General features: G+C 64.3%; 20 protein-coding genes. 15 read left to right on the forward strand and 5 right to left on the reverse strand.

The features are described 5' to 3' along the window. Positions 1 to 945: 945 nt before the first annotated feature. The 3 genes from ACQP2D_RS17185 to ACQP2D_RS17195 all read left to right on the forward strand — a co-directional run bounded on the left by ACQP2D_RS17185 (position 946) and on the right by ACQP2D_RS17195 (position 4,245). Positions 946 to 2,736: an HEXXH motif domain-containing protein gene (locus tag ACQP2D_RS17185; protein ID WP_433684693.1), complete on the forward strand. Its 1,791-nt coding sequence runs from the start codon at positions 946 to 948 to the stop codon at positions 2,734 to 2,736. Then, complete coding sequence (locus ACQP2D_RS17190) at positions 2,729 to 3,967, forward strand: MFS transporter (protein ID WP_433684694.1); 1,239 nt, start codon at positions 2,729 to 2,731, stop codon at positions 3,965 to 3,967. Before ACQP2D_RS17185 ends, ACQP2D_RS17190 begins: the two co-directional genes overlap by 8 nt. Before the next feature lie 104 nt (positions 3,968 to 4,071). Next, a complete protein-coding gene (locus ACQP2D_RS17195; RefSeq protein WP_433684695.1) occupies positions 4,072 to 4,245 on the forward strand; it encodes a hypothetical protein in 174 nt (57 codons plus the stop codon). A gap of 22 nt (positions 4,246 to 4,267) precedes the next feature. On the opposite strand, the gene ACQP2D_RS17200 is transcribed toward ACQP2D_RS17195, so the two are convergent. After that, complete coding sequence (locus ACQP2D_RS17200; RefSeq protein WP_433684696.1) at positions 4,268 to 6,388, reverse strand: AMP-binding protein; 2,121 nt, start codon at positions 6,386 to 6,388, stop codon at positions 4,268 to 4,270. Positions 6,389 to 7,031: 643 nt separating this feature from the next. Between ACQP2D_RS17200 and araB the strand changes: the two genes are divergently transcribed. The 6 genes from araB (at position 7,032) to mmsB (ending at position 14,911) form a co-directional block, all read left to right on the forward strand. Further along, on the forward strand, positions 7,032 to 8,702 hold the full coding sequence (araB, locus tag ACQP2D_RS17205) for a ribulokinase (RefSeq protein WP_433684697.1): 1,671 nt from the start codon (positions 7,032 to 7,034) through the stop codon (positions 8,700 to 8,702). Beyond that, on the forward strand, positions 8,699 to 9,403 hold the full coding sequence (locus ACQP2D_RS17210) for an L-ribulose-5-phosphate 4-epimerase (RefSeq protein ID WP_433684698.1): 705 nt from the start codon (positions 8,699 to 8,701) through the stop codon (positions 9,401 to 9,403). Before araB ends, ACQP2D_RS17210 begins: the two co-directional genes overlap by 4 nt. Before the next feature lie 32 nt (positions 9,404 to 9,435). Continuing rightward, positions 9,436 to 10,830 carry an L-fucose/L-arabinose isomerase family protein gene (locus ACQP2D_RS17215; RefSeq protein ID WP_433684699.1) on the forward strand — a complete coding sequence of 465 codons (1,395 nt, stop codon included), beginning with the start codon at positions 9,436 to 9,438 and terminating at the stop codon, positions 10,828 to 10,830. Positions 10,831 to 10,845: 15 nt separating this feature from the next. Further along, positions 10,846 to 11,940 (forward strand): multiple monosaccharide ABC transporter substrate-binding protein, encoded by a 1,095-nt coding sequence (gene chvE, locus ACQP2D_RS17220; protein ID WP_433684700.1) that lies wholly within the window; start codon positions 10,846 to 10,848, stop codon positions 11,938 to 11,940. A 98-nt stretch (positions 11,941 to 12,038) separates the two neighbouring features. Further along, positions 12,039 to 13,592 carry a multiple monosaccharide ABC transporter ATP-binding protein gene (mmsA, locus tag ACQP2D_RS17225; RefSeq protein ID WP_433684701.1) on the forward strand — a complete coding sequence of 518 codons (1,554 nt, stop codon included), beginning with the start codon at positions 12,039 to 12,041 and terminating at the stop codon, positions 13,590 to 13,592. After that, positions 13,589 to 14,911 (forward strand): multiple monosaccharide ABC transporter permease, encoded by a 1,323-nt coding sequence (gene mmsB, locus ACQP2D_RS17230; protein WP_433684702.1) that lies wholly within the window; start codon positions 13,589 to 13,591, stop codon positions 14,909 to 14,911. The genes mmsA and mmsB overlap by 4 nt, the downstream gene beginning before the upstream one ends. Before the next feature lie 7 nt (positions 14,912 to 14,918). Here mmsB and ACQP2D_RS17235 read toward each other — a convergent pair whose 3' ends face one another. Continuing rightward, positions 14,919 to 15,989, reverse strand: coding sequence for a LacI family DNA-binding transcriptional regulator (locus ACQP2D_RS17235; RefSeq protein ID WP_433684703.1), 1,071 nt, complete (start codon positions 15,987 to 15,989; stop codon positions 14,919 to 14,921). Between the two features lie 197 nt (positions 15,990 to 16,186). On the opposite strand from ACQP2D_RS17235, the gene ACQP2D_RS17240 reads away from it, so the two are divergent. Continuing rightward, on the forward strand, positions 16,187 to 16,486 hold the full coding sequence (locus tag ACQP2D_RS17240; protein ID WP_433684704.1) for a hypothetical protein: 300 nt from the start codon (positions 16,187 to 16,189) through the stop codon (positions 16,484 to 16,486). 3 nt (positions 16,487 to 16,489) lie between these two features. Here ACQP2D_RS17240 and ACQP2D_RS17245 read toward each other — a convergent pair whose 3' ends face one another. Together ACQP2D_RS17245 and ACQP2D_RS17250 are read right to left on the reverse strand one after the other, a co-directional pair. Then, complete coding sequence (locus ACQP2D_RS17245; protein ID WP_433684705.1) at positions 16,490 to 16,672, reverse strand: hypothetical protein; 183 nt, start codon at positions 16,670 to 16,672, stop codon at positions 16,490 to 16,492. Continuing rightward, the gene (locus ACQP2D_RS17250; protein WP_433684706.1) at positions 16,669 to 17,328 is read right to left on the reverse strand and encodes a class I SAM-dependent methyltransferase; all 660 of its coding nucleotides are present in this window, start codon (positions 17,326 to 17,328) and stop codon (positions 16,669 to 16,671) included. The genes ACQP2D_RS17245 and ACQP2D_RS17250 overlap by 4 nt, the downstream gene beginning before the upstream one ends. A 115-nt stretch (positions 17,329 to 17,443) precedes the next feature. Between ACQP2D_RS17250 and ACQP2D_RS17255 the strand changes: the two genes are divergently transcribed. From ACQP2D_RS17255 to ACQP2D_RS17275, 5 genes are all read left to right on the forward strand, one after another. Beyond that, entirely contained in the window at positions 17,444 to 17,995 is a 552-nt protein-coding gene (locus ACQP2D_RS17255) for a TetR/AcrR family transcriptional regulator (RefSeq protein WP_433684707.1), read from the forward strand. A gap of 150 nt (positions 17,996 to 18,145) precedes the next feature. Beyond that, entirely contained in the window at positions 18,146 to 18,772 is a 627-nt protein-coding gene (locus tag ACQP2D_RS17260) for a hypothetical protein (protein WP_433684708.1), read from the forward strand. 130 nt (positions 18,773 to 18,902) lie between these two features. Further along, positions 18,903 to 20,174, forward strand: a complete 1,272-nt coding sequence (locus ACQP2D_RS17265; protein ID WP_433685681.1) for a PucR family transcriptional regulator — start codon at positions 18,903 to 18,905, stop codon at positions 20,172 to 20,174. A 6-nt stretch (positions 20,175 to 20,180) separates the two neighbouring features. Continuing rightward, a complete protein-coding gene (locus ACQP2D_RS17270) occupies positions 20,181 to 20,603 on the forward strand; it encodes a hypothetical protein (protein ID WP_433684709.1) in 423 nt (140 codons plus the stop codon). 1,206 nt (positions 20,604 to 21,809) lie between these two features. Then, positions 21,810 to 22,418, forward strand: a complete 609-nt coding sequence (locus ACQP2D_RS17275; RefSeq protein WP_433684710.1) for a nuclear transport factor 2 family protein — start codon at positions 21,810 to 21,812, stop codon at positions 22,416 to 22,418. 23 nt (positions 22,419 to 22,441) lie between these two features. On the opposite strand, the gene ACQP2D_RS17280 is transcribed toward ACQP2D_RS17275, so the two are convergent. Continuing rightward, a complete protein-coding gene (locus ACQP2D_RS17280) occupies positions 22,442 to 23,335 on the reverse strand; it encodes a hypothetical protein (RefSeq protein ID WP_433684711.1) in 894 nt (297 codons plus the stop codon). Between the last annotated feature and the right edge of the window lie 114 nt (positions 23,336 to 23,449).

The following is a 23,449-nucleotide window of genomic DNA, read 5'->3' on the forward strand; positions in this document are numbered from 1 at the left end:
GAATTGGAGGTCGATTATTCGACTGTGCGATCGGCAGTTTCACTATCCGTAAACGGGAGTGAAGGAGGAGGTATCTCGTGGGAAATTTGCCGAACTCGCCGGACAGGTGCGGCGCAGTTGACGACCAACTCCTTCCCGCTCCGCGTGCCGCGGTCGAGCGTCATCTCAGCCGTGCCGATTAACGCCACGGGGGATCCCACTCGTTCATCAATCCCGGTAAGTAGTCCGGCGATATAGAAATTGGCCACGGGTGGCCTGGCGCAGTGCTGACCATGGTCGTTCACATAGGTAGAGGGAGCAAGAGATGGCGCCGTTTCCTGTATCGATGGGACATTTCCGGGAGCAACCCTCTTGGCCCGCGGCGGGATTGGATGTCGACAAAATATGTCGCGGCGGCTGGGAGCCGCTGCGCTTCGTCGAGTTCGTCGTCAAGATTCACAGTAGGTGCAATTCGGCTTGTGACCACTGCTATATCTACGAGAGGGCCGACTAGAGTTGGCGTGAGCAACCGAAGACGATGAGCCATCAGGTTTTCGACGACGCCTGCCGGTTGTTCGGCGAGCACGCGCGCCGATTCCCGCTGCCCGCTGTCGCTCTCGTATTCCATGGCGGTGAGCCCGCTGTAGGTCGGGCATCGAGATCTGAAGTATTTTGCCCGACAGGTGCGGGCACTGCTCGAGCCGATCACCGAAGTGCGGCTCGGGATGCAGACCAACGGCGCTGCTCGACGAGGAGTTCCTGCGCATCTGCGAGCAATGGGGCATTCGAGTCGGCGTCAGCATCGATGGCGGCGAAAGCGGGCACGACCGTCATCGGCGGCATCGGCGTGGCACCGGCAGCTGTGCGGTGTAGCGCGCCGACCTGAAGAAGTTGATCTACCACATCGAATCTCGTGTCCGTGCGGACATCGACTCTGCCATCAACACCTAGCGACGGGACACCCACATGCCAACGACAGTCACCGGGATCGACGATGTCACGGCCAGTTTGAGTTCCGGCCACGGAACCGAGTCGGCCATCGCGACGCTGACCGAAGGCGCGCTACTGATGCGGCTGATCCTGCTGCGCACACTCATCGCCGAAACCACGTCGCGCCCCGAAATTGCCGACGCCGCAGGACTTTCCCTTGCCTACCAGACGCTGGCCGAACTGCAACGATCCCATCCGGCCGAGGTCGCGACGCTGTTGTCGTACCCGCACGTCGGCCCGTGGCTCGCCGACGTCCTGCACCGCCTTCATGCCGAGCCCGACGACGCACCGACCCCACTGTGGGCAGACTGTGGCTACCTGGGCTGGCTCGCCGCGGCAGGCGCCATCGCCTGTCTACCCGAAGGTTCCATCAACCTCGTAGTGCGGAACGGCGTGGTGATGTTGCCCGGCATTGGCAGGGCCGAGCTCGGCCCTGCCGGAGATAACGGGCACTGCGAACTGCACTGGACACGGGAGGGCGCACTGCGCTTCACCCGGGGCACCAGCACAGTTCTCGTCCCGTCCCGGGATGACGAGTCCGATCCCGCCTGGCTGCCGCTGCGGCGATTGCGGGGTGCGGATGCGGAACGGGAGGTGTTCCTGGACGACCTGGACCCGTTCCGACACTTGCTGGACGGTCAGCAGCCACCCCGGCTCACAACCGCCCAAACCAGCACATGGCAACAGGATTTCGCGGCGGCCTGGGAACTACTGCGCCGAGACTTCAACCGGTACCTCGTGCCGATGCGCAGTTGCCTGCAGTCTTTGGCACCGCTGAGCACACAACCACTCGCGGCGAGCACGAGCCACACCGCATTCAACGGAGTCGGCTGCGTCTACACCACGGCCCCCGTGGACCCCTGCCAGCTGGCGCTCACGCTGATCCATGAGGTCCAGCACACGAAGTTCGCGCTGCTGACCGATCAGGTCGTGCTGTTCGATCCCGATCCGGTGTGCCGCTTCTACGCGCCGTGGCGCGACGACCCACGTCCGATGATGGGCCTGCTACACGGGATCTACGCATTCTTCGGAGTCACCGACTTCTGGCGAATACATCGTCACGCCGACTGCCACCGATCGATGCAGGCGAACGTCGATTTCGAATTGTGGCGTCTGCAGGTGGAAGGCGCCGTGGCGCAGGCATCGACCTCGAGCCTGCTCACCGAGGCGGGTTCGCATTTCCTGAACGCGCTCAGTGCTGAAATGCGCCCCTGGGGCGAGGAGGACGTGCCCACGGCGGCCAGGGTCGCCGCGTCCGAGGTGGCGATAGCGCATCGGACGTTCTGGCAAGTGCGGAACCTGACACCGGACATCGGCGGCATCGCCGAGCTGGCCGCGTGCTGGATCGCGCAGGCGCCACGGCCCGACGTCCTGCCGCCCGCGGATCAGGTGGACCAGCGGGCCGTACCGAACGACCATCGCCGCCTGCACCTTCCAGCGCAGCTGAAGCTGCTGGACCACGTCGCGGCCGAAGCTCTGTCGATCCTGGAGCAGCCGCGCGGCGACCGGGCCTACCTGGCGGGTGACCTGGCCGCGGCGGTCGCGCTGTACACCGAGGAGGTGCACCTCGACCCGCTCCGCCCACAGTTGTGGGCAGGATTGGCGCTGGCGTTGCCGAAGCTCCACCCGGACGATGACTTCAGCGTTCTCGATGACAGGGCCGAGGTCGCCGCCCACCTGTGCCAGGTACTGCTGGCGGATGCCGAAGGTGTCGAGATCGTCGATCTCGTGCGGTGGTTGTCGAGGTATCCGCGCACTCATGGGTAGATCGGGAATCCACACCAACCGGAACTTCCTGCTGCTATGGTCCGGAAACGCGACATCGCTGGTGGGATTCCACGGCGTCCGAATCGCCTACCCGATGCTGGTTCTCGCGGTGACGGGCTCGCCCGCCGCGGCGGGATGGGTCGGTTTCGCGTTGAGCCTGCCGAGTCTGATCTTCCAGATCGCGGCCGGCATCGTCGCGGACTATTCCAACCGGATCCGGACCCTGGTGATATGCCAGATCACCGGGTTGATCGCGGCCTGCCTGGCTGCCGGAGCGGTCGCTGCCCAGCTGCCGAGCCTCGCGCTGATAGTCAGTATCACCGCGTTCATCGAGGGCAGTGTCTACGTCTTCGTCGGCCTCAGTGAGCTGGGCGCGATCCGCGACGTGGTGTCGCACGCACAGCGACCCGCCGCGTTCTCGTTCCTCGAGGCCGAGCAACCGATCGCCATCCTGGTCGGACGAGCAGCAGGTGCGGCGGTCTACGGCGTGGCCCGCTGGCTGCCGTTCATCGCCGACGCCGTGTCGTATCTTTACTGCCTCGTCGCGCTGTCGCTGATCCGTCCGGACTCGCCAGCACCGCCGAAAGCCGCCGAGTCCGAGCGTCATTCGGTCCGACGCACCATCACCGACGGCTTCCGTGTCGTATGGACCGAACCTTTCCTGCGGACGTCGACGGCAATGATCGGACTGTCGAATATCGTCATTCAGCTCGTCTTGCTGCTGATACTGGTCGAACTGAAGAACGGCGACGGTCCCGCGTGGACCGTCGGCGTAGTGCTCGGCGCCGCGGGCGTCGGCGGAGTACTCGGCGCCGCCGCGGCATCACGGCTCACCACTCGCTTCCCTCCCCGGAATGTCTATCGGGGCGCGCTGTGGGCATGGACTGCGCTGCTCGTTCCCATGGCGTTCAGCGCCAATCCCTTTGTGCTGGCCACGTGTTGGTGTGGCGTCGGCGGCGTGGGGGTCGTCAGCAACGTCGCGTTGACGACATCCCGGCTCGATGTGATCCCCGAACAGACGCTCGGTCGCGCGGTTGCGACGATGGCACTGTTCTGCAACGGTGCGGTCGCGCTCGGCGCGCTCGGGGCGGGCTATCTGTTGTCCACAGTGGGCGCCGTCGCCACGCGATGGTTAGCACTCACGGCCATGTTCACACTCGCCGCATACGCGAGTACTCACACCACCCGCTCTCGCGATCTACCGCTTGCGCTGACATCACCCGATTCCTGATGCGAGAGCATGCTCGTCCCAGCGGCGCAGCAGTGCCGCTCGGGCAGCGCGATCCATGATGAGTTACGAAGCGGATCCGTAATTTGGCGGCGGGGGAGTTGGAGATGTTTTTGACGAGTATGAGTTTGCCGTCGTTGCCGCATGCGTGGATGCGGGTGTATGCCCCGACCGATGAGGTGGCGTGGTCGAAGTTGTGTGAGTTGTTGGCGATGAGCGAGGAGCAGCGGCAGCGTCCGTGGGTCGAGCATCGCGAGCGGTACCACGTGGCGGCGGGGTAGCGGCTGGCGGACGGGGCAAGAGCTAGAGCGGCGATTGATGTGCCGGGATGCCGGTCAGCAGCCGCTTGAGCACCTTTCCGGTGTCCCCGCGCGGCAGCGCCGGCAGGAAGGTGACATCGCGTGGCACCGAGTACCGGCTGAGTCGATGCCGGATGTAGGTGCGGATCATGTCCGGATCCAGGCCTGAGCCTTCGCGTTTGACGATGAACGCGGCCAGCCGCTGGCCGAATTCGTGATCGGGCACCCCGATCACGGCGACATCGGTGATCTGCGGTAGATGCGCCAGCGCCTCCTCCACCGGGCGTGGGAAGACGTTCTCGCCGCCGGAAATGATCATCTCGTCGTCGCGACCGGCGATGAAAAGCCGCCCGGCGGCGTCGAGGTAGCCGAGATCGCCGGTGTCGAGCATGCCGTCGGTCTCGGCCGGTGGCGCCGAATTGACGTAGCCGTCGAAGAGCATGTGGTTGCCGACGTAGATGCGGCCGGTCGCGCCGATCGGGACCGGTTGCTGATCCGGGTTCAGCACCACGACTCTCGTGCCCAGCGGTGGGCGGCCGGCGGTGGTGGGGGAGATACGCAGATCCTCGGGCGTGGCGATGGTGGCCCAGGACACCTCGGTGGAACCGTAGATGTTGTAGAGGATGTCGCCGTGGGTGTCCATGAACCGCAGGACCGTGACGCCCGCCAGTGGGGCGCCGCAGCTGGCCACGATGCGCAGGCTCGTGGTGTCGTGCCGGGCTCGCGTCGTCTGCGGCAGGTCGAGGATGCGCTGCACCATGGTGGGCACTGCCACCAGGGTGGTGACCTGGTTTTCGGCGATCAGGCGCAGGGTGTCGCGCGCGTCGAAGTGTTCGGTCAGCACCACGGTGGCGCGCAGTGCGGTGCTCAGCTGCAGGGCCGCCAGCCCCCAGGTGTGGAACAGTGGCGACGGGATGAGCATGGTCTCGTTCATCTCCAATGGGATTCGCGAAAGCAGCGCGGCTACGGTGGCGAACCCCTTCGGCTGTGGGCGGCGCGCGCCCTTGGGGGTGCCGCTGGTGCCGGAGGTGAGTACGATCAGCCGGCCGGGGCGGGGTGGGCGGCGAAAGTCGTTGTGTCCCTCGTTGATCAGGTCGTCGATGGTGGTGCGGCCGGGTGCCGGGCGGTGCGGGTCGGTGCCGAAGCGGTGGATGCCGGGGTGCAGGTAGTGCACCAGCTTTTCCAGGTCGGTGTCGACGAACAGGTGCGCCAGGCGATGGTGCTGCACGATCTCCTCGATTCGCCGGGCCGACAGGCCCGCGTTCAACAGCACTACGTCGACGCCCAGTTTCCCGGCGGCGACCATGGTTTCGACCATGCCGGCGTGGTTGTGCGTCAGTAGCCCGATCGCGTCGCCATATCCGAGCCCGAGCGTGGACAGCGCGCCGGCCAGCAGCTGGCTGCGCTCGTGGACCTCGGCGAAGGTGCGGCTGCCGTGATCGTCGACGATCGCGACCCGCCGCGGTGAGTGCGCGGCCGCGGCAGCGTAGCCGCCGGCCAGGTTGAAACCCCACTTGGCCAGGCGCGCAATCTGTTTCACGCCGAGGTCGAGGCGATAGGTGCGGCCCACGCCGGTGCTGACGATCTGCCGGGCCACGTCGGCACGCCGCCGCATCGGAGCGTTCTCGCCGTTGACGACCACCGAGGTTGGTGCGCCCGCGAGCAAGTCGCCCAACCGGCGCATCCCCGCCTCGATCCATGCGGTGACGGCGGATTTCCGCAGCCCGGCCACGCCTGGGTGGATGCGGTCGGCAGCGAAACAAGTGATGCTGACATGAGTGCCCGTGGTGGTGTCCCGCGTGGCACCCGTGGCGGTTTGTCTCCCGGCGCCCTTCCCGACGTCGCGCAGCCGCATAACGACGAAGCTGCCGGTGGCGGCGCAGTGCAGTTCGATGGTCTTGCGGCCGCGTTGGGCAACGAGAGTTACGGCCAGTGTGTGGATCCCGGTGTCCCGAGTACCTATCCGGAACTGCCACAGCGGACGACCGGCGATGGTTTCCACTTGGTCGCACGCGCCGATGCCGGTGAAAATTCTCGAATAGCTCTGTGGATCAGTGAGAAGATCCCAAACGGTATTGCGTGCAGCCGGTAATTCTACCGCCGCATCGATCACATCGATAGCCAATTTCGCATACTTCTCGCAGGCCGGTCCGGGGCGCTGGACCAGCGGTAACTCCTTTGTAACCGGTGCGGCGGACGCCGGTCAAGAAAAGTCTCGCGATCACTGGCTCCGGTGTGAAAAGGGGTACCTGCGCTCTATTGAAAGTGCATTTTAATGGCTCCGGAAGTAATTTCCGGTCCGGTCCGTCAATTATTGTGATACTTCTCTGCCGTAGAAGGTCAGAATTTGTGACATCCATGGGAGGCGGCGCGGTTGCCGTGGTAATCGGTTTGCCGAGCATCGCGCAGACGGCGGCGTCCACGAGGGCTTGGCCGGCGGCGTGGGTTTCAGGTTCGGCCAGGCCGAACGCGGTGGCGGTGAAGACGGCGACGGTGCGGTGACCGGTGTCGTCGGTGTAGCTCTGGCTGGAATAGCCCGGCACCTGGCCGACGTGGCCCCATACCATCCCGCACGGGATGACCACCTGCTCCAGGTCGAGGGCTTCTCGTTTGGAGCGGCCTGACGTACAACCGACGTCTCGAGCCATCATTCGAGATGGGCCACACCTGGACGTGAGCGATCACAACGTACTAAACCGGTGACTCCTTGACACGGGGCGAATGTTCGCGCTAACAATGTTCGCGTTAACATTGTTAGGAGCGTCACAGTGGCGGACGAGTATGTGGTCGGTGTCGACTTCGGCACGTTGTCCGGGCGTGCACTTGTGGTCAGGGTGCGGGATGGGGCCGAGTTCGCCAGTGCGGTAACCGAATACCGGCACGGGGTCATCGATCGGAGCCTGCCGGCTACCGGTGCCGAGCTGCCTCCGGATTGGGCGCTGCAGGATCCTGAGGACTATCTCGATGTGTTGCGGACGGCGGTGCCCGCCGCGCTGGCCGAATCGGGGGTCGACCCGTCCGATGTCATCGGGATCGCGACGGATTTCACGGCGTGTACGGTGCTGCCCACGCTTGCCGATGGGACGCCGTTATGTAAGGTACCCGAGTTCGCGGGGCGGCCGCACGCTTATCCGAAGTTGTGGAAACACCATGCGGCACAACCGCAGGCGGACCGGATCAATGCTCTTGCCCATCAGCGAGGTGAGCCGTGGATCAACCGGTATGGCGGCAAGATCTCGGCGGAGTGGGAGTTCGCCAAGGCGCTGCAGATGCTGGAAGAGGATCCGGAGATCTATGCCCGGACCGAGCGTTTCATCGAGGCGGCGGACTGGATTGTCTGGCAACTGTGCGGTCGGGAGACACGAAACGTCTGTACAGCTGGTTACAAGGGAATTCACCAGGACGGAAGTTGGCCGAGCAGCGACTATCTCGCTGCGCTTGATCCGGACTTCGCCGATTTCGCCGTCGGCAAGTTGGTCCACCCGCTGTCCCCGCTCGGTGGTCGTGCCGGCGGCCTGACCGAGCGGGCAGCGGGTTGGACGGGGCTGCGGGCCGGGATCGCGGTCGCGGTCGGCAACGTCGACGCGCACGTCACCGCACCGGCCGCGCAGGCCGTCGCCAACGGGCACTTGCTCGCGGTGATGGGCACCTCCACCTGCCATGTCATGAACAGCGATCACCTCGCCGAGGTGCCCGGCATGTGTGGCGTGGTCGACGGCGGAATCATCAGTGGCAGTTGGGGCTACGAGGCAGGGCAGAGCGGAGTCGGCGATATCTTCGCGTGGTTCGTCGACTCGTCACTGCCCGGTGCTTATCACGCCGAGGCCGCCGCGCGCGGCATGGACGCCCATGCCTATCTGAGCGACCTGGCGCAGCGGCAGCGGGTCGGCGAACACGGCCTGGTCGCGCTGGACTGGCACAACGGAAACCGCTCGGTGCTCGTCGACCACGATCTATCCGGGATCCTGGTCGGCCTGACCCTCGCGACGAAACCCGAAGACATCTATCGCGCATTGCTGGAGGCCACCGCTTTCGGCACCCGCACCATCATCGAATCCTTCGACACCGCAGGCGTTCCCGTTCGCGAACTCGTGATTGCCGGTGGCCTGCTGAAGAACTCGTTGCTGATGCAGATCTATGCCGATGTGACGCGGCTACCGCTGTCGATCATCGGCTCCGATCAGGGGCCGGCGCTCGGCGCGGCCATCCACGCCGCCGTCGCCGCCGGGGCCTACCCGGATGTCCGTACCGCCGCCGCGGCGATGGGCCGGGTACACCGCAACGCCTACCTCCCCGATCCCGACCGCGCCGCCGCCTACGACGCCATCTACGCCGAATACCAAGCCCTGCACGACCATTTCGGCCGCGGCGGCACCAAGGTATTGCACCGGCTGCGGCGCATCCGTAACGACGCACGAAGGGAAGTCGCCACCGCATGAACGAGCGCAGCGAGCGAACAGTAGGCACAGCCGAGCGAACGGTCGCAGCCGCCATTACCGGCCTGCGCGAGCAACTCGTCGATCTGCATCGAGAGCTGTTGCGCTGGGGTCTGGTGGTCTGGACCGCGGGCAACGTCTCCGCCCGGGTTCCCGGGGAACAGTTGCTGGTCATCAAGCCGAGCGGGGTGTCCTACGACGAACTCACCCCGGATTCGATGGTGGTCTGCGATTTCGACGGCAAGCTGGTCGAAGGCGACTTGTCACCGTCCAGCGATACCGCCGCACACGCCTACGTCTACCGAGAGATGCCCGAGGTGGGCGGTGTGGTGCATACCCATTCGACCTACGCGAGCGCGTGGGCAGCACGCGCGGAACCGATTCCGTGCACGCTGACCGCCATGGCCGATGAGTTCGGCGGCGAAATTCCGGTCGGTCCCTTCGCGCTCATCGGCAACGACGATATCGGCCGGGGTGTGGTCGCGTCGTTGTCGGGCCACCGCTCTCCCGCCGTCCTGATGCGCAATCACGGCGTCTTCGCGGTCGGGCGCGACGCCCGCGCCGCGGTGAAGGCGGCTGTCATGTGCGAGGACGTGGCTCGCACCGTGCATATCGCGCGCCAGCTCGGTGAGCCGGTCCCCATTGCGCAGGCCGATGTCGACAGCCTGCACGACCGCTACCAGAACGTGTACGGCCAGCACTGAATTCCGGCCGCCAACAAAGGAGTACGTCCTCGATGAACCCGAAACCACGCATCGGCCTGCTAGGCATCATGCAGGCCCTCTACGACGAGATGATCCCGGGCATCGCCGACCGCCAGGACAGCTACGCCCACGAGATCGCCGAACAACTCGCCGATCTCGCCGACTGGACCGTCGGCCGCCCCGTCAAGGACCGGCGTGACGCCGAGGCGGTAATGCGCGAATTCGTCAATGCCGATCTCGACGGCGTCATGGTGGTGATGCTCACCTACGGCCCGGCTATGCGGGTGGCCCGGTTGTTCAACGAGAACCGACTTCCGGTGCTACTGGCCAATATTCAGCCCGAACCAGCCGTCACTCCGGACTGGGATATGGCGGATATGACCTACAACCAGGGGATCCACGGCGCCCAGGACACCGCAAACGCGATGGTGCGCGCCGACCGTCCGTTCACGGTGGTGACCGATGATTGGCGCACACCGGAATTCGCTGCGCGCGTTGATCGTTGGGCGCGGGCCGCGCGGGCGGTCACCGCATGGCGGTCGCTGAAAGTCGGCGTATTCGGCTATGCCATGAACGATATGGGCGATATCCGCGTCGACGAGAACGCGCTGTTGCGGGCGCTCGGCCCGGAGATCAGCTTCGTCGCACCCGGCGATCTCTACCGCGGCAGCCAGGCGGTCACCGATGATGAGGTTGCGGTACTGATGGCCTGGGAGGACGGGGAATTCGCGATCGATCCGGCACTGACCGGAGCGGAGCGCGAAGACCACGCCCGGATGCAGATCGCCATCGAACGCATTCTCACCGACCGCGGCTACGGCGCCTACTCGACGCACTTCGACGCGATCGGCGAGGACGGCCGGTTCCAGCGGTTGCCGCTGGCCGCGGCATCGAGCCTGATGGCCAAGGGCTACGGCTATGGCGCCGAGGGTGATGCGATGGCGGCCGCCATGGTCTACGCGGGACATCAGCTGATCGGCGACGGACATTTCACCGAAATGTACGCGATGGATTTTCCCTCCGACTCGATCCTGATGAGCCATATGGGCGAGGGGAATTGGCGGATCGCACGCACCGATGAACCGGTCCGGCTGATCCGGCGCGAACTCGGCATCGGCAAGCTCGACGAGCCGCCGACCTTCCTGTTCCGCTACCGGCCGGGACCCGCGACGCTGGCCTGTCTGGTTTCGCTCGGCGGCGAAAAGTTCCGCATGGTGGTGGCCGAAGGCACGGTGCTCGACAGCCAGCAACTGCCCGCACTGGAAATGCCCTACGGCCAGTTCCGGCCCGCGAACGGCGTGCGCGAATGCATGGATGGCTGGCTCACCGCGGGCGGGCCGCACCACCAGGTCATGAATATCGGCCACCACGCCGCCGACTGGCAGGTCTTCTGTCAGCTCACCGGCATCGAGTTCGTCCAGGTCTAGTCAAGGAGTTGTGCCATGCCCACCATCAACCGTCGCGGACTCTTCGCCGGCGCCGCCGGTATTGCCGCGCTGTTGGCCGCCGCCGCGTGTTCCGTTGAGGACAGCGGGAATTCGTCCGCTTCCGGCGGCATGATCGGCATCGCCATGCCGACGAAATCCTCCGAACGCTGGGTCGCCGACGGCAACAATATCGTCAAGCAGTTCAAGGACCTCGGCTACGACACCGATCTGCAATACGCCGAGGACGTCATCGAGACGCAGGTTTCGCAGATCGAGAATATGATCACCCGGGGCGTCAAGGCCCTGGTGATCGCAGCGATCGACAACAAGTCGCTCACCGGCGTACTGCAGCAGGCCAAGACGAACAAGATCGCGGTGATCGCCTACGACCGGCTCATCCGCGACACTGCGAATGTCGACTATTACGCCACCTTCGATAACTTCAAAGTCGGTGTGCTGGAGGCGAATTACATTGTGGACCGGCTCGGTCTGCGCGATGGCAAGGGCCCGTTCTCGATCGAACTGTTCGCCGGTTCCCCCGATGACAACAACACCTACTACTTCTTCAACGGCGCCATGTCGGTGCTCCGGCCCCATCTCGACTCGGGCAAGCTGGTGGTCCGCTCCGGACAGGCCGCCATCGATCAGGTGACCACGCTGCGCTGGGACGGCGCCACCGCCCAATCCCGGATGGAGAACCTGCTCAGCGCCAACTACTCCACCGCGAATATCGATGCCGTGCTGTCCCCCTACGATGGCCTCAGCATCGGCATCGTCTCGGCCCTCAAGGCGGTCGGTTACGGCAGGGGCGATAAGAAGATGCCGATCGTCACCGGTCAGGATGCCGAGAAGGCGTCGGTGAAGTCGATCATCGCGGGCGAGCAGACCATGACGGTCTTCAAGGACACCCGTGACCTCGCCAAACGCGCCGTACAGATGGTCCATGCGATTCTGACCAGCGGCACACCGGAAACCAATGACACCACCTCCTACGACAACGGCGCCAAGAAGGTGCCGTCGTATCTGCTGCAGCCGGTATCGGTCGATAGAGATAACTACCGGAAGGTGCTGATCGACTCCGGCTACTACTCCGAGCGTGACTTCGCCTGACGATCCGGAAGAACGCCCCGCATGGCCGAGTCAGGGCGCGGAGGAGGCAGCCTGCGTAACCACGGAGGGCCCCTCGGGCACGCAGAGAAGGACACAGCATGACCAAGCACATTCTCGAAATGCGCGGGATCACCATGGAATTCCCAGGTGTGAAGGCGCTCGACGCCGTGGATTTCGCGGTGGCCGATGGCGAAATCCACGCGCTGGTCGGCGAGAACGGCGCGGGCAAATCCACGCTCATGAAGGTGGTCAGCGGCGTCTATCCGCACGGCTCCTACAGCGGACAGATGCGCATGGACGGTACCGATGTGGCGTTCAAGGATATTCGCGGTAGCGAGGCGGCGGGCATCGCGATCATCCACCAGGAATTGGCGCTGGTGCCGCAGCTTTCCATCGCGGAGAACATCTTTCTCGGCAATGAACGGCTGCGCAACTGGACCGTCGACTGGCACGAGACCAACCGGCAGGCGATGTTGCTCATGCGGCAGGTCGGTCTCGTCGAGGATCCCGAAACCCTGGTCGCCGCGCTGGGTGTCGGCAAACAGCAGCTTGTCGAGATCGCCAAGGCGCTGTCCGAACAGGTGCGATTGCTCATCCTCGACGAACCGACCGCGGCACTCAACGAAACCGACAGCGCGAGTCTGCTCGCGCTGCTGCGGCAACTGCGCGAACAGGGCATTACCTCGATCCTGATCTCGCACAAGCTCAATGAGGTTTTGGCGGTTGCCGATTCGATTACCGTACTGCGCGACGGCCGGACCATCGAGACCCTGGATGTGGCGGCCGAGGCGGTCACCGAGGATCGCATTATCAAGGGCATGGTCGGGCGCGATCTCGACCACCGGTTTCCGCCGCGGACCGATCCGCAGATCGGCGAGGTGTTCTTCGAAATCGCCGATTGGAATGTTGACCACCCGACCATTGCCGATCGCCGGATCGTCCGGGACGCGGCCCTACAGGTCCGGCGCGGTGAGATCGTCGGTATCGCCGGATTGATGGGCGCCGGGCGCACCGAATTGGCGATGAGTGTCTTCGGCCGGTCCTACGGTCGCAATATTCGTGGCACGATTCGCAAAGATGGTGCGGTACTGCGAGTTTCGTCGGTCCGGGATGCGATCGCTGCCGGGATCGCCTACGTCTCGGAGGACCGTAAACAATACGGACTGATCCTCGACGAGGACATCCGGCGCAATATGACCCTCGCCAATCTTCCCGCGGTCTCCCGGCACACCGTCATCGACACCCACCGCGAGATCGTCGAAGCCGAGCGCCTGCGCACCCGGCTGACGGTGAAGACACCGACGGTATTCCAGAAGGTGGGCAACCTGTCCGGCGGAAACCAGCAGAAGGTCGTACTCGGCAAATGGATCTTCACCGAACCCGATCTGCTGATCCTCGACGAGCCGACCCGCGGCATCGATGTCGGCGCCAAATACGAGATCTACCTGATCGTCCACCAGCTCGCCGCCGCCGGAAAGGGCGTGCTGATCATCTCCTCGGAGCTGCCGGAACTGCTCGGCCTGTGTGACCGCGTCTATGCGATGAGCCAGGGCCGCATTACCGGCGAACTCCCGAAACACGAAGCCACACAGGAGGCTGTCATGAAACTGATGACACGCGGAACCACTATGGCCGAGGCGGTACCCGAATGACGTTGCTGGACAAGCTGGAAGACGGCGACGACACCTCCGCCGAGGCTATCGCGAAGGCCGTCGAGCAGAAACAGGTCGGCGCGCTCGCGGTCCTGCGCCGCACATTGCGCGGCAATGTACGCCAATACGGCATGATCGTGGCGCTCGTGGTGATCACGCTGCTGTTCCAAATTCTGACCACGGCAAAGCTTTCCGACGGTGTCAGCCTGCTGACGCCGCTCAATGTCACGAATGTCATCCTGCAGAACGGCTACATCCTGGTGCTGGCCATCGGGATGATGCTCGTGATCATCAACGGCCATATCGACCTCTCGGTGGGATCACTGTGCGCACTGGTCGGTGCGGTGACCGGTATCGCCATAGTGCAGTGGCACTGGCCGTGGCCGTTGGTCGTGCTAGCGGCCGTCGCGATGGGCGCGGCAATCGGTGCCTGGCAAGGGTATTGGATCGCCTACGTCAAGATTCCGGCATTCATCGTCACCCTGGGCGGCATGCTGCTGTTCCGCGGTCTGGCACAGCTGGTGCTCGAGGGCCAGTCGATCGGTCCGTTCCCGCAGGGGTTCGTGAATATCGCGGCCGGGTACCTCCCGAATTGGTTACCGCTGCATGCCGTTCAATTCGCCGGGTTCAACGGAATCGCCATCCGGCTGCGCGTCGGCGAGCTGAACGGTTTGACGCTGCTCATCGGCGTGCTCGCGGTGGCGGCCCTGGTGTGGGCGCAATGGCGGGTGCGCCAGCGCCGCCATTCCTACGGTCTGCCTGCCGGACCGCGCTTGCTGTTCATCGCCAAGTTGGCGGCGCTCGGCACGGTCATCCTGGCATTCAGCTTCGTTTTGGCGTCCTACAACGGGATTCCGATTATCGGCGTCATCCTGATCGTATTGATCGTGCTGTATTCGTTCGTCATGAATCGCTCGGTAATCGGGCGCCGGATCTACGCCGTCGGCGGCAATGAGAAGGCCGCGCAGCTGTCCGGGGTGAATACCAAGGCCAATACGTTCTGGGTTTTCGTGAATATGGGCGTGCTCGCGGCACTGGCGGGTGTCATCTTCGCGGCCCGGCTCGGTGCGGCAACGCCCAAGGCGGGACAGAACTTCGAGCTCGACGCCATCGCCGCGGCATTCGTCGGTGGCGCGTCGGCCAGCGGCGGCATCGGTACCGTTGTCGGCGCCATTGTAGGGGCACTGGTGATGGGCGTGATGAACAACGGCATGTCGATGCTCGGCGTCGGCAGCGACTGGCAGCTGGTCATCAAGGGCCTGGTGCTACTGGCCGCGGTGGCATTCGACGTCTACAACAAGAAGCGCGCGGCGGCGTGAGCTCGTATCACTGCTGGGTCGGTGCCGCGGTGCTGTCGCGGGTGACCAGTGTCGGCATCACCGAAGGCGATGCCGGTTCGGGGGTGGTTCCGTCGAATTCCAACAGCCGCAACAGCGTCTGCATACTGCGGCGGCCCACCTCGTCGAAGTCCTGTCGGATGGTCGTCAGCGGTGGCGAAAGGTAGGCGGCCTCGGGAATATCGTCGAAACCGACCACTGAAATATCGGCGGGCACTCGGATGCCGCGTTCGGTGAACGCGCGCAGCATGCCCAGCGCCATCTGGTCATTGGCTGCGAATACCGCGGTCACATCGGGTTGCGCGGCCAGCAGCAGGCCCGCTTGGTATCCGGAGCGCGCACTCCAATCTCCGCCGATGACCGGCGGAACCGGCGCTCCCGCGGCCTCGAGCGTGCGTCGCCAGCCCTCGATGCGGTCGCGTGCCTCCAGCCAGTCACTCGGACCGGCGACCTGCCATACTGTGCGATGTCCCAGGTCGAGCAGATGTTGCACCGCCATCCGGGCGCCTTCGATCTGATCGACCGACACCGATGGCAAGCCGCTGTCCTGTCCGGCCTCGACCGCGACGGCCAGCAGGCGTTCGGGCAGATTGTGCAGTGCCGCGGCGGCGGCCATCTGTGGGGCGATGACGATGATGCCGTCCACGCCCTGATCGGCCAGACTGTTCGCGGCCGCCAACACACTGGAGCGGTCCACCGTCTCCAGCGCGAAGATACTGACACCGTAACCCGCTGTGCGAGCGGCACGTTCGATGCCGAGCAGGGTGCACGCCGGCCCGTACAGGATGGTGTCGAAGCTGACCACGCCGAGCATATTCGAGCGCCTGCTGACCAGACCCCTGGCCATGGCGTTGGGGCGGTAGCCGAGTTCTTCGACGGCGCGCAATACCCGCTCGCGGGTCTGCGCACGCACATTCGCACTGCCGTTGAGCACCCGCGACACCGTCTGATGGGAGACTCCGGCGAGTTTGGCGACATCGGTCATGACCGCCGGGCGCGCACCCGCCGGCCGCACCGCCGTCGAGGCATCCCCGGCGGCGAATCCGTCCCTGTCCCTCACATCCCACCTTCCCAGCGATGCCCCGAGCAGCATTCTGGTCCCAGGTTAACGCTCACACAACAGATCGCCGCACCGCGACCCGAACTGCCGCGATGACCTCGACGAGGGATCTCCGGTCGTGGCCACTGGATTACGGCCGTGACAGCTCTTGACTAGACGAATGTGAGCGCTAACACTATCAGGACTACCGCACCTCGGTGCAACACGTTTCACAATTCGAGGACGTTTCGCAATTCGAGGGAGAGTTCGGCGGGACCGTCCTCGGGGCGCTGGTGATCCAGACGTTCACCACCACGATCTACACCGTCGGGGTACCACCGGAGACGACACTGGTTTCCAAGGCGGTGGTGCTCGACGCCGCATCGACGCCTCGAGGGGGACCATGCCCAACTCCGAGTCCGTCACTCGGTCCGATCTCGCCTGCGACCCTGGTAGTCCGCCGCTCGGTGGGCAGGCGGGCGCTGACTCTCGGGCCGTGCGCTGTGCTCGGGTGGTGAGGGTTACCGCGCCCGGTTGCGGTGCCGCAGCCATCGGCTACCGAGTGCGGCGAGGACTACGTGGGTGGCTAGGCCGAGGCCCGCGACCGCGAGCCCGACCATGCTGCCCAGCCATAGGTGCACGGCGATGCCGCCGATGATCAGCGGCAGTGCGATGACCCGCAGCGGGCCGGTCAGGTGTCTCATTCGACCGCGCCGGGTTTGACGGCGGTGACTACGCGGATCCAGGGGTGCAGGTCTGCGGAATCGACCTGCTCGAATCCGGCGTCTACCACCATCGGCGCGAGTAAGTCGATCGGGTTGTGCTCCATGGCCGGACCGGTCAGCGCCCCGACGAGATGGCGTCCGACCGGATTCGCCGGAGGCCGGAACTCGCCGATCAGCAGCCGCCCGCCCGGACGCAGCACCCTGCGCATCTCCGCCAACGCGGTCGCACGCAAATCCTCCGGCAGATGATGCAGCATCAAACAGTTGGCGACCACATCGAACGAATTGTCTTGCGCGCTCAACGATTCCGCTACGCCCACGGTGTAGGTGCAATTCGGTTCCTTGGTGATCCGGCGCGCATGGTCGAGTACCGCGGCGGACGGATCGAGACCGACCACTGTTCCAGAGCCGACCACTGCGGCCAGGCGGCGGGTCAAATAGCCCGTGCCGCAACCGATGTCGAGGACCAGATCGCCGGGCCCGGCGCCGCTCAATACGGCGAGGCGGCGGTAGACGCGGTCGCGGCGGCCACCGAAGAACACCGCACCGAACACGTCATAACTACCGCCGTGGTCGATCGTGAGCCCCGCGGTGCCGGGGGCTGGGTTGTGATGCAGCAAATGTCCGAGGCCCATGGCCCACTCCTTAACTTAGTGACGACTAAGATGTGCTTTAACTTAGTTGGAACTAAGTTAAAGTGCAAGGGTTGGATCCGATGGCTCGGTCCCCGCCGACCCTCGGCGCACTCGTTTGCGCGCCGCGGACCGGCGTGCGTCGATCATCGATGCCGCCACCGCGGTGTTCGCCGAGTCCGGGTTCCAGCGGGCCACAATGGCCCAGATCGCGTCTCGGATCGGTGTCACCGAACCCGTGCTCTTCCAGAACTTCGGCTCCAAACCGAGCCTGTATGCCGCCGTCGTGGAACACGCCTCCGGGCAGATCGCCACTGTGATGCGCACCTTCGCCGCCGAGACCGACTCGATCGCCGCGCTGCTGGCGCACCTGCTCAGCCCCGGTCACATCGACGAGCTGCACGCACCCGGCTCGCTCGGGGTGATCTTCGCCGACGCGATGACACTGACCGCGGAACCCGCCGTCGAGCAGGCGGTCCGTCGGCACATCGGCGAGCTCGCCGAAGTGTTGACCGAGGTCGTCATCCGAGGACAGGAAGCAGGCGAACTCCGCGCCGACCTCGACCCCGAAGCCGCCGCCTGGATGGTGTTGTCGTTCCTGTCCGCACACCGCTTCCGCAGCGCCGTGATGCCCGATCGAGCGCGGCTCGAAGACCACCTCGGCGCATGACACTTCACATACTGGTGGAACCGAATCCACCGCGTCATCAGTGAGAAGCCCTGCTGGGCATCGTTTCAGTCTCGCGAGTCTGCGATCACAAACTACCCACGCTCGAACCGGCAGTGCACCACGCGAGGACCGGCAGAACCGAACGAGTGGTTGCACGCCTACGTCGATCATCTGACCGAGGTCGAGCCGCACACCAAACGTAAGTACCGCGCCTACATCGGCAACGACGTCGCGCTGTTCAAGGGACACCTACCGTTGGAAGCGGTCACCCAGTTCACCGACTCCGCATGGGTTTCGCATCTCGAGGAGACGGGCAACAGCGGCAAGGCGATCGCCAACAAGCATGGTTTCTTTGCTGCGGCGATGGCCGCGGCGGCGAGGATGCGGCCGAAACCGCTGATCGCCTACAACCTGTGCATCGGCGGCATTGGGCCGCGACCCGGCGCGATCGCGGATGGTGACGCATTGGAGACGCAATGTACATGGAGGTACCGGTTCCGGACCATCTACAACAGGCGAGTTGCAAAGCAGCAGACCAGGTGGACCTTGATTAGGAAAACGAACTTTCCATTGATCGCATGGTCGACCGAGTTCCGCCCAGCCCAGGTCGCACCGCGCCTGCTGCCGAGACGGAATGGATGCGTACGCGAGAGGTGTGGATCCACACCGTCGACCTCACCGTTTGCGCTCGTTTCGGCGACTTGCCCCAGTTGTGCTCGACTCGCTGCTCTCCGGCATCTCGGCACTTCAGTCGCGGTCAGCCGACCGCCTTTGTGAACTATCACTATCGCTTGCTGACCGCTCTTGCCGAAATATCACGTTACTCGGAGTAAACCGTTCTCTCGAATCTTGTTCTGGTTACGCTGGTGCAATAGTGCAGTTAACGGGGATGGAAGGAAGTTCGACCATGTCTGTCACCTTCGCCGGACGGCAAGGACTTACTGTATCCGGCCGGCTCATGTCGTTGCCGTTGAAAGACGTGCGGGCCTTGTCGCGGCAGATGGTCGGGCATTTCGTCGAAACCGTCGCCCCCTGCGGCACCTTGCCTGGTGACGCGATCCATGGCGACATCACCATCATCACCCGCGTGTGCCTGGAACTGGCGGTCAGCATGCTCGACGGCAGCAACATTCCCGAGAAGACCGGGCAGCTCGAGGACGCTGCGGCCCAATGGGCTCGCGAAGGCGTGCCGATTGGGACCATTCACCACGCTATCCACGAGGGCTTCAAGATCGGCTTCGACCTGGTGGTGTCTACCGCCTTGGCTGAGCAGCGTGCCGCCGGCTCAGCTGACACCGAGCCGATGCTCACCGTCAGCATGGCCGACTACCAAAGTATCCTCGACGGCGCCAAACTCGTCGTCGAAATGCTCGACACCATGACCACGGCGGTTTCGGTAGCCTATGTGCGCGAACTGCGCGCGGTGGTGTCGGAGCACCACACCGCGGTGCATACGCTTACCTCGGCGCTGCTGGGGGGGCACCCCACCTCCACCATGGCCCGCGAGTGTGGCATCGATATCTCCGATCGCTATCGCGTAATAGCCCTTGCTATTCCGTCTCACCCGGATGAGTCCAACCCGATGCTGGACTCGAAAGTCGTTGCCCGCCGCAAACTCCGGCGCGTGCAGGCGGAGCTGGCCACCCGCTGCGACGACACCGTGCTGTCGCTGCTGTCGGTCGACGGCGGCACCTTGCTCATCCCCGCCGACCACCTCACCGAGGGCACCCTGAAGGAACTGATCGGGCATCTGTCGCGGGCAGCCCGCGTGCACATCACCGCCACCGTGGTCACCGCCGCCACCGACACCGTGCCCACCGCCGCGGATCAAGCCCACGAACTGCTCGACATGGTCACCCGGCTGGGGTCGGTGCCGGGCCTGTATCGCTTCGACGATCTGGCTCTGGAATACCAGCTCACCCGCCCCGGCCCCGCCCGCGAACATCTCGGGTCGCTGCTCGATCCACTGGACGAGTATCCGGAACTGCTGGAGACCCTGCAGGTCCATATCGCGCACAACCTGAACCGCCAGCGCACTGCGCGGCTACTGCACGTACACACCAACACCGTGGACTACCGGCTCAAGCGAATCGGTCAGCTCACCGGGTTCGATCCCACCCAGGCGAGTGGGTTGTGGCACCTGCGTTCGGCGTTGGTTGCCCACACATACCGCAGGTGATTCGGAATGCGGTCGAGCGGGTGCGAAATTACTGCCGTCGATCAGCGTCCGCCGTTCCCGCCCGCAGCACGGCGGCGCCCGCGCTGGCGAGCACCACCGCAGGAGGTCGACATTGACAACGGCCGAAAACGCTCTGGAACAAAGTCGACGAGTTGGAAGCAAGACATGGATGATATGCGACGAACCGAAGTCGAGGGATTGCGCGCGACATGGCGGCTGTTTCAGGACCACCTGATCTCTATCGTCGCCGTCCACGAGGCATCCGGCGCCACGCCGATCGTATCCTTCGGCCCCGAGGACTTTCCGGATCTCGCGCAAGCACGAGAACTCCTTCCGGAAATGAACAAGTTGTGGGACGCAGTGCGCCACGACTTCTGGACCAAACTCATTCCGCCGCAACCACGGTATCGACAATGGCGATGGACATGATCGTGAAGCCCCGCTTCCACTACCGCGTGCTTATCGGGCTGTCAACCAACCATGTGGTTCAACGCGACTGGAAAATCCAGGGCTCTCAGCAAACCGGCGCCGAGTATCTGGTCAGCAAGCCCGCTGATTCCGCCGCCGCAGATACCAGAGCATGTTTCAGCGCTGCCCGCTCCGGGACTCGTTCGCCTGGCACAACGAACTAGCACCTGCAGCCTTGCCGCTGTTTCGGCCCCGGTGCAGTGATTGTCTCGCGCCCGCGACAGACGGATCAGAACTGCACGCCGATCAAGTCCTTCCCGACTGCCCGTTTCAGGTGTGGGTGCTCGACACCCCGCTGTCCGGCAACGACGCCGATGACGGTCCAACAATGGCGTGGACCTCGAAACGGGCCCTAGCCACAATTTCCCTGAGTCGACGTCAGAGGCCTGAGATATCGATGACTTTGCGCCTCCGCGCTCAGGAGCGTGACCAGATGAAACCGGTTCTCCTAATGGATTACATTCATTGCCATCTATGCGGGACAGAGTTGCCATCGACAATGGAGCGGTGCCAACATCTGCCCACCTCCTCCTGCGCCGGGGAGGTCGCTCGTACCGGAATGACTTCTGCCGATTGGAAAGCTGTCGCTTGTTGGCTCAACCCAGGCAGGAATCATCCGACAGGACAGATGGGATCAGAATAGTGGATCCACGCAGCGCAATAAATAAAGATCTGCCAGCCACGTCGGTTGCATCAGGCGCGCGCATTCTGGATACGGATCTGTAGCGGCAGGTAGGGCGGTCTTAGCCCCAAGGATTTCCCTGGGCTGGACGCCATAGGTCAGCCCGCGTATCGAAGGTAGGCAAGCATAAAACCAGGCGCTCAACCCGGGAGCGATTGTCTGGGGATGTGTCAAGTGTGCGCGATTCAGCTGGACTGTGTGCAAGGTAATCGACGAGGGGCTTTGAGTGCGACACGCCACGGCCGTAAGGACCGCCCGGGCGTGAGGAGTCGCGGCGCGAGTTGGCGGCGGTAGCGTGTCGGCGGAAGTGGGTGCAGACGGAGCCAGCGCATTCAATCGCGCGCTGGATCACACTGCATTTGGACGGCACCGGAAATTCGGACAGGGGTAGTGTCCGCGGATTTGGACGGCGCCTGTGTGCCCGGTCCAGACGGTGATGGCGGTAGGGGTGCGGGCTGAGGTGTGTTGAGGCATGGTGGGAAGCCATGAGCGACAACCGAATCGAAGACCGCTGGGCGATCAGCGAGTTGATGACAGGCTGGATCCATCGAGACAAGGAGCAGTGGGACGAGCTGGCCGGCTTGTTCCATGAAGACGCCACGCTGAGGATCCTGTGGTTCTCCGGCTCTGCCCACGACTTCATCGACGCCGCTCGTCGTATGGGGCACGGGCCGCTGCGTAGTAAGCACTTCATCGGCGCTCCCACCATCCGCTTCGCCGGCGATGGCGCGTTCGTCGAGACCAACGCGATCCTCCTCGCGGAACTCGCTGGTGCTGGGATCGGCGCGACCATCCACAACCGATTCCTCGACCGCGTGAGCCGACGTGATGGGATCTGGCGCATCGAGCATCGTGACTCCGTCTACGACATGGGCGGATTCACCTACCCGTTCGGCGTCGCAGGTGCCCCGGACATCGACGCGGAGTCGCTTTCCGGTCGTCATCCTCGGGAATACGCGGCGCTGGCCTACCTGCTCGAAACCGCCGGGCACCCGGTGACCGGCACCTACCCGACTCGCTTCAGCGAGCAGGAAGCGGCCATCCTGGAAGCAGGCAGCGCATGGCTGGCCGAGGCGAACGTCGCACAGAGCTGACCGATTGCACCAGCCAATACTGCTCAAGAGGGACTATCAGAGGGCTCCGCCTCTGGTCTGACTGCTCGAAGCAAGCGATGCCGCCGTTCGTTCGCCTCGTCGTCGGTAATCGACTGAACGTGAATACGTCTGGCGATATCGGGTGACATGTCCAAGATCGCATCGAGCGAGCGGCGCGCGGCTGCGGCCTGTGTCGAGGTTCGGATTATCTCCAGCAACGCCTCGTTCTGATGGATGGACGCTTCCGCTTCCAAAGCTGCGATCCGGGCCGCTCGCTCCGCCTTGATCGTGGAGGCCCGCACGATGACATCGAGAATCGCCGGTACGTTGCGCAGCGCGACCCACCCCGCGCGTGCCGCAGCCGCCATCAATCCAGCTGTTGTGACGGCAGGAACGGTAACTTGAACGACCTCCTGCCACGGGTTGACCGTCACACTGCTGGAGATCGACAACGACGCTTCGATGCGTGCGGGAAGCCGCCCCGCGAGACCGGAGACGACGGTGGCCAGTACACCGGCATCTCGAGTTTTCAGGATTTCCCGGACCAAGTCGCCGACTTCGGTGTGATCCTGCGCAGCCTCGTTGATGATCTGCATCAGCTTTTCCGCGGTCTCCGAGTCCGGATCTGGCCGCCGCTCAGGAAGTTTCGATACCTCGTAGTCGACGAGCGCGAGCAGTAACGCCCGTACGACACTCTGTGTCTCAGATACTTCTCTCAGGTCGGGAAACTCGCCGAAGTCGACTTCTATCAGCAGCGCATGCCCCACGTCCGACCCGACAGCCCGCACCACCATATGCGCGCCTGGACTGACGTATGCGACATCGCGTGGCCACGAGAAGGTGACAGGCACATCGACCGGTTGTCTCGCCGGGGAGCCCCCGGGCACGTCGACTTGGCTCGGCTCCCGATCAGTCATCGATGCATCTTAAATGCCCACCTGTTTGTCCGATCCGGCATCGTCCTCGATTCCCCTTCGCGGCACCGCCGTTCGCTCACCGACCTGAGCGCCGATGCCGCGGCATCGCAATCC

The sequence above is a fragment of the Nocardia sp. CA-119907 genome, assembly GCF_050955995.1.
Classification (GTDB): Bacteria; Actinomycetota; Actinomycetes; order Mycobacteriales; family Mycobacteriaceae; genus Nocardia.

Bases quoted from the DNA above. Each gene is read 5' to 3' on its own strand.
- ACQP2D_RS17280 (WP_433684711.1), bottom strand. From the start codon at position 23,335: ATGACTGATCGGGAGCCGAGCCAAGTCGACGTGCCCGGGGGCTCCCCG.
- ACQP2D_RS17270 (WP_433684709.1), top strand. From the start codon at position 20,181: ATGCGGTCGAGCGGGTGCGAAATTACTGCCGTCGATCAGCGTCCGCCG.
- ACQP2D_RS17195 (WP_433684695.1), top strand. From the start codon at position 4,072: ATGTTTTTGACGAGTATGAGTTTGCCGTCGTTGCCGCATGCGTGGATG.
- mmsB (WP_433684702.1), top strand. From the start codon at position 13,589: ATGACGTTGCTGGACAAGCTGGAAGACGGCGACGACACCTCCGCCGAG.
- ACQP2D_RS17190 (WP_433684694.1), top strand. From the start codon at position 2,729: ATGGGTAGATCGGGAATCCACACCAACCGGAACTTCCTGCTGCTATGG.
- ACQP2D_RS17275 (WP_433684710.1), top strand. From the start codon at position 21,810: ATGAGCGACAACCGAATCGAAGACCGCTGGGCGATCAGCGAGTTGATG.
- ACQP2D_RS17185 (WP_433684693.1), top strand. From the start codon at position 946: ATGCCAACGACAGTCACCGGGATCGACGATGTCACGGCCAGTTTGAGT.
- ACQP2D_RS17265 (WP_433685681.1), top strand. From the start codon at position 18,903: ATGTCTGTCACCTTCGCCGGACGGCAAGGACTTACTGTATCCGGCCGG.
- chvE (WP_433684700.1), top strand. From the start codon at position 10,846: ATGCCCACCATCAACCGTCGCGGACTCTTCGCCGGCGCCGCCGGTATT.
- ACQP2D_RS17245 (WP_433684705.1), bottom strand. From the start codon at position 16,672: ATGAGACACCTGACCGGCCCGCTGCGGGTCATCGCACTGCCGCTGATC.
- ACQP2D_RS17210 (WP_433684698.1), top strand. From the start codon at position 8,699: ATGAACGAGCGCAGCGAGCGAACAGTAGGCACAGCCGAGCGAACGGTC.
- mmsA (WP_433684701.1), top strand. From the start codon at position 12,039: ATGACCAAGCACATTCTCGAAATGCGCGGGATCACCATGGAATTCCCA.
- ACQP2D_RS17250 (WP_433684706.1), bottom strand. From the start codon at position 17,328: ATGGGCCTCGGACATTTGCTGCATCACAACCCAGCCCCCGGCACCGCG.
- ACQP2D_RS17215 (WP_433684699.1), top strand. From the start codon at position 9,436: ATGAACCCGAAACCACGCATCGGCCTGCTAGGCATCATGCAGGCCCTC.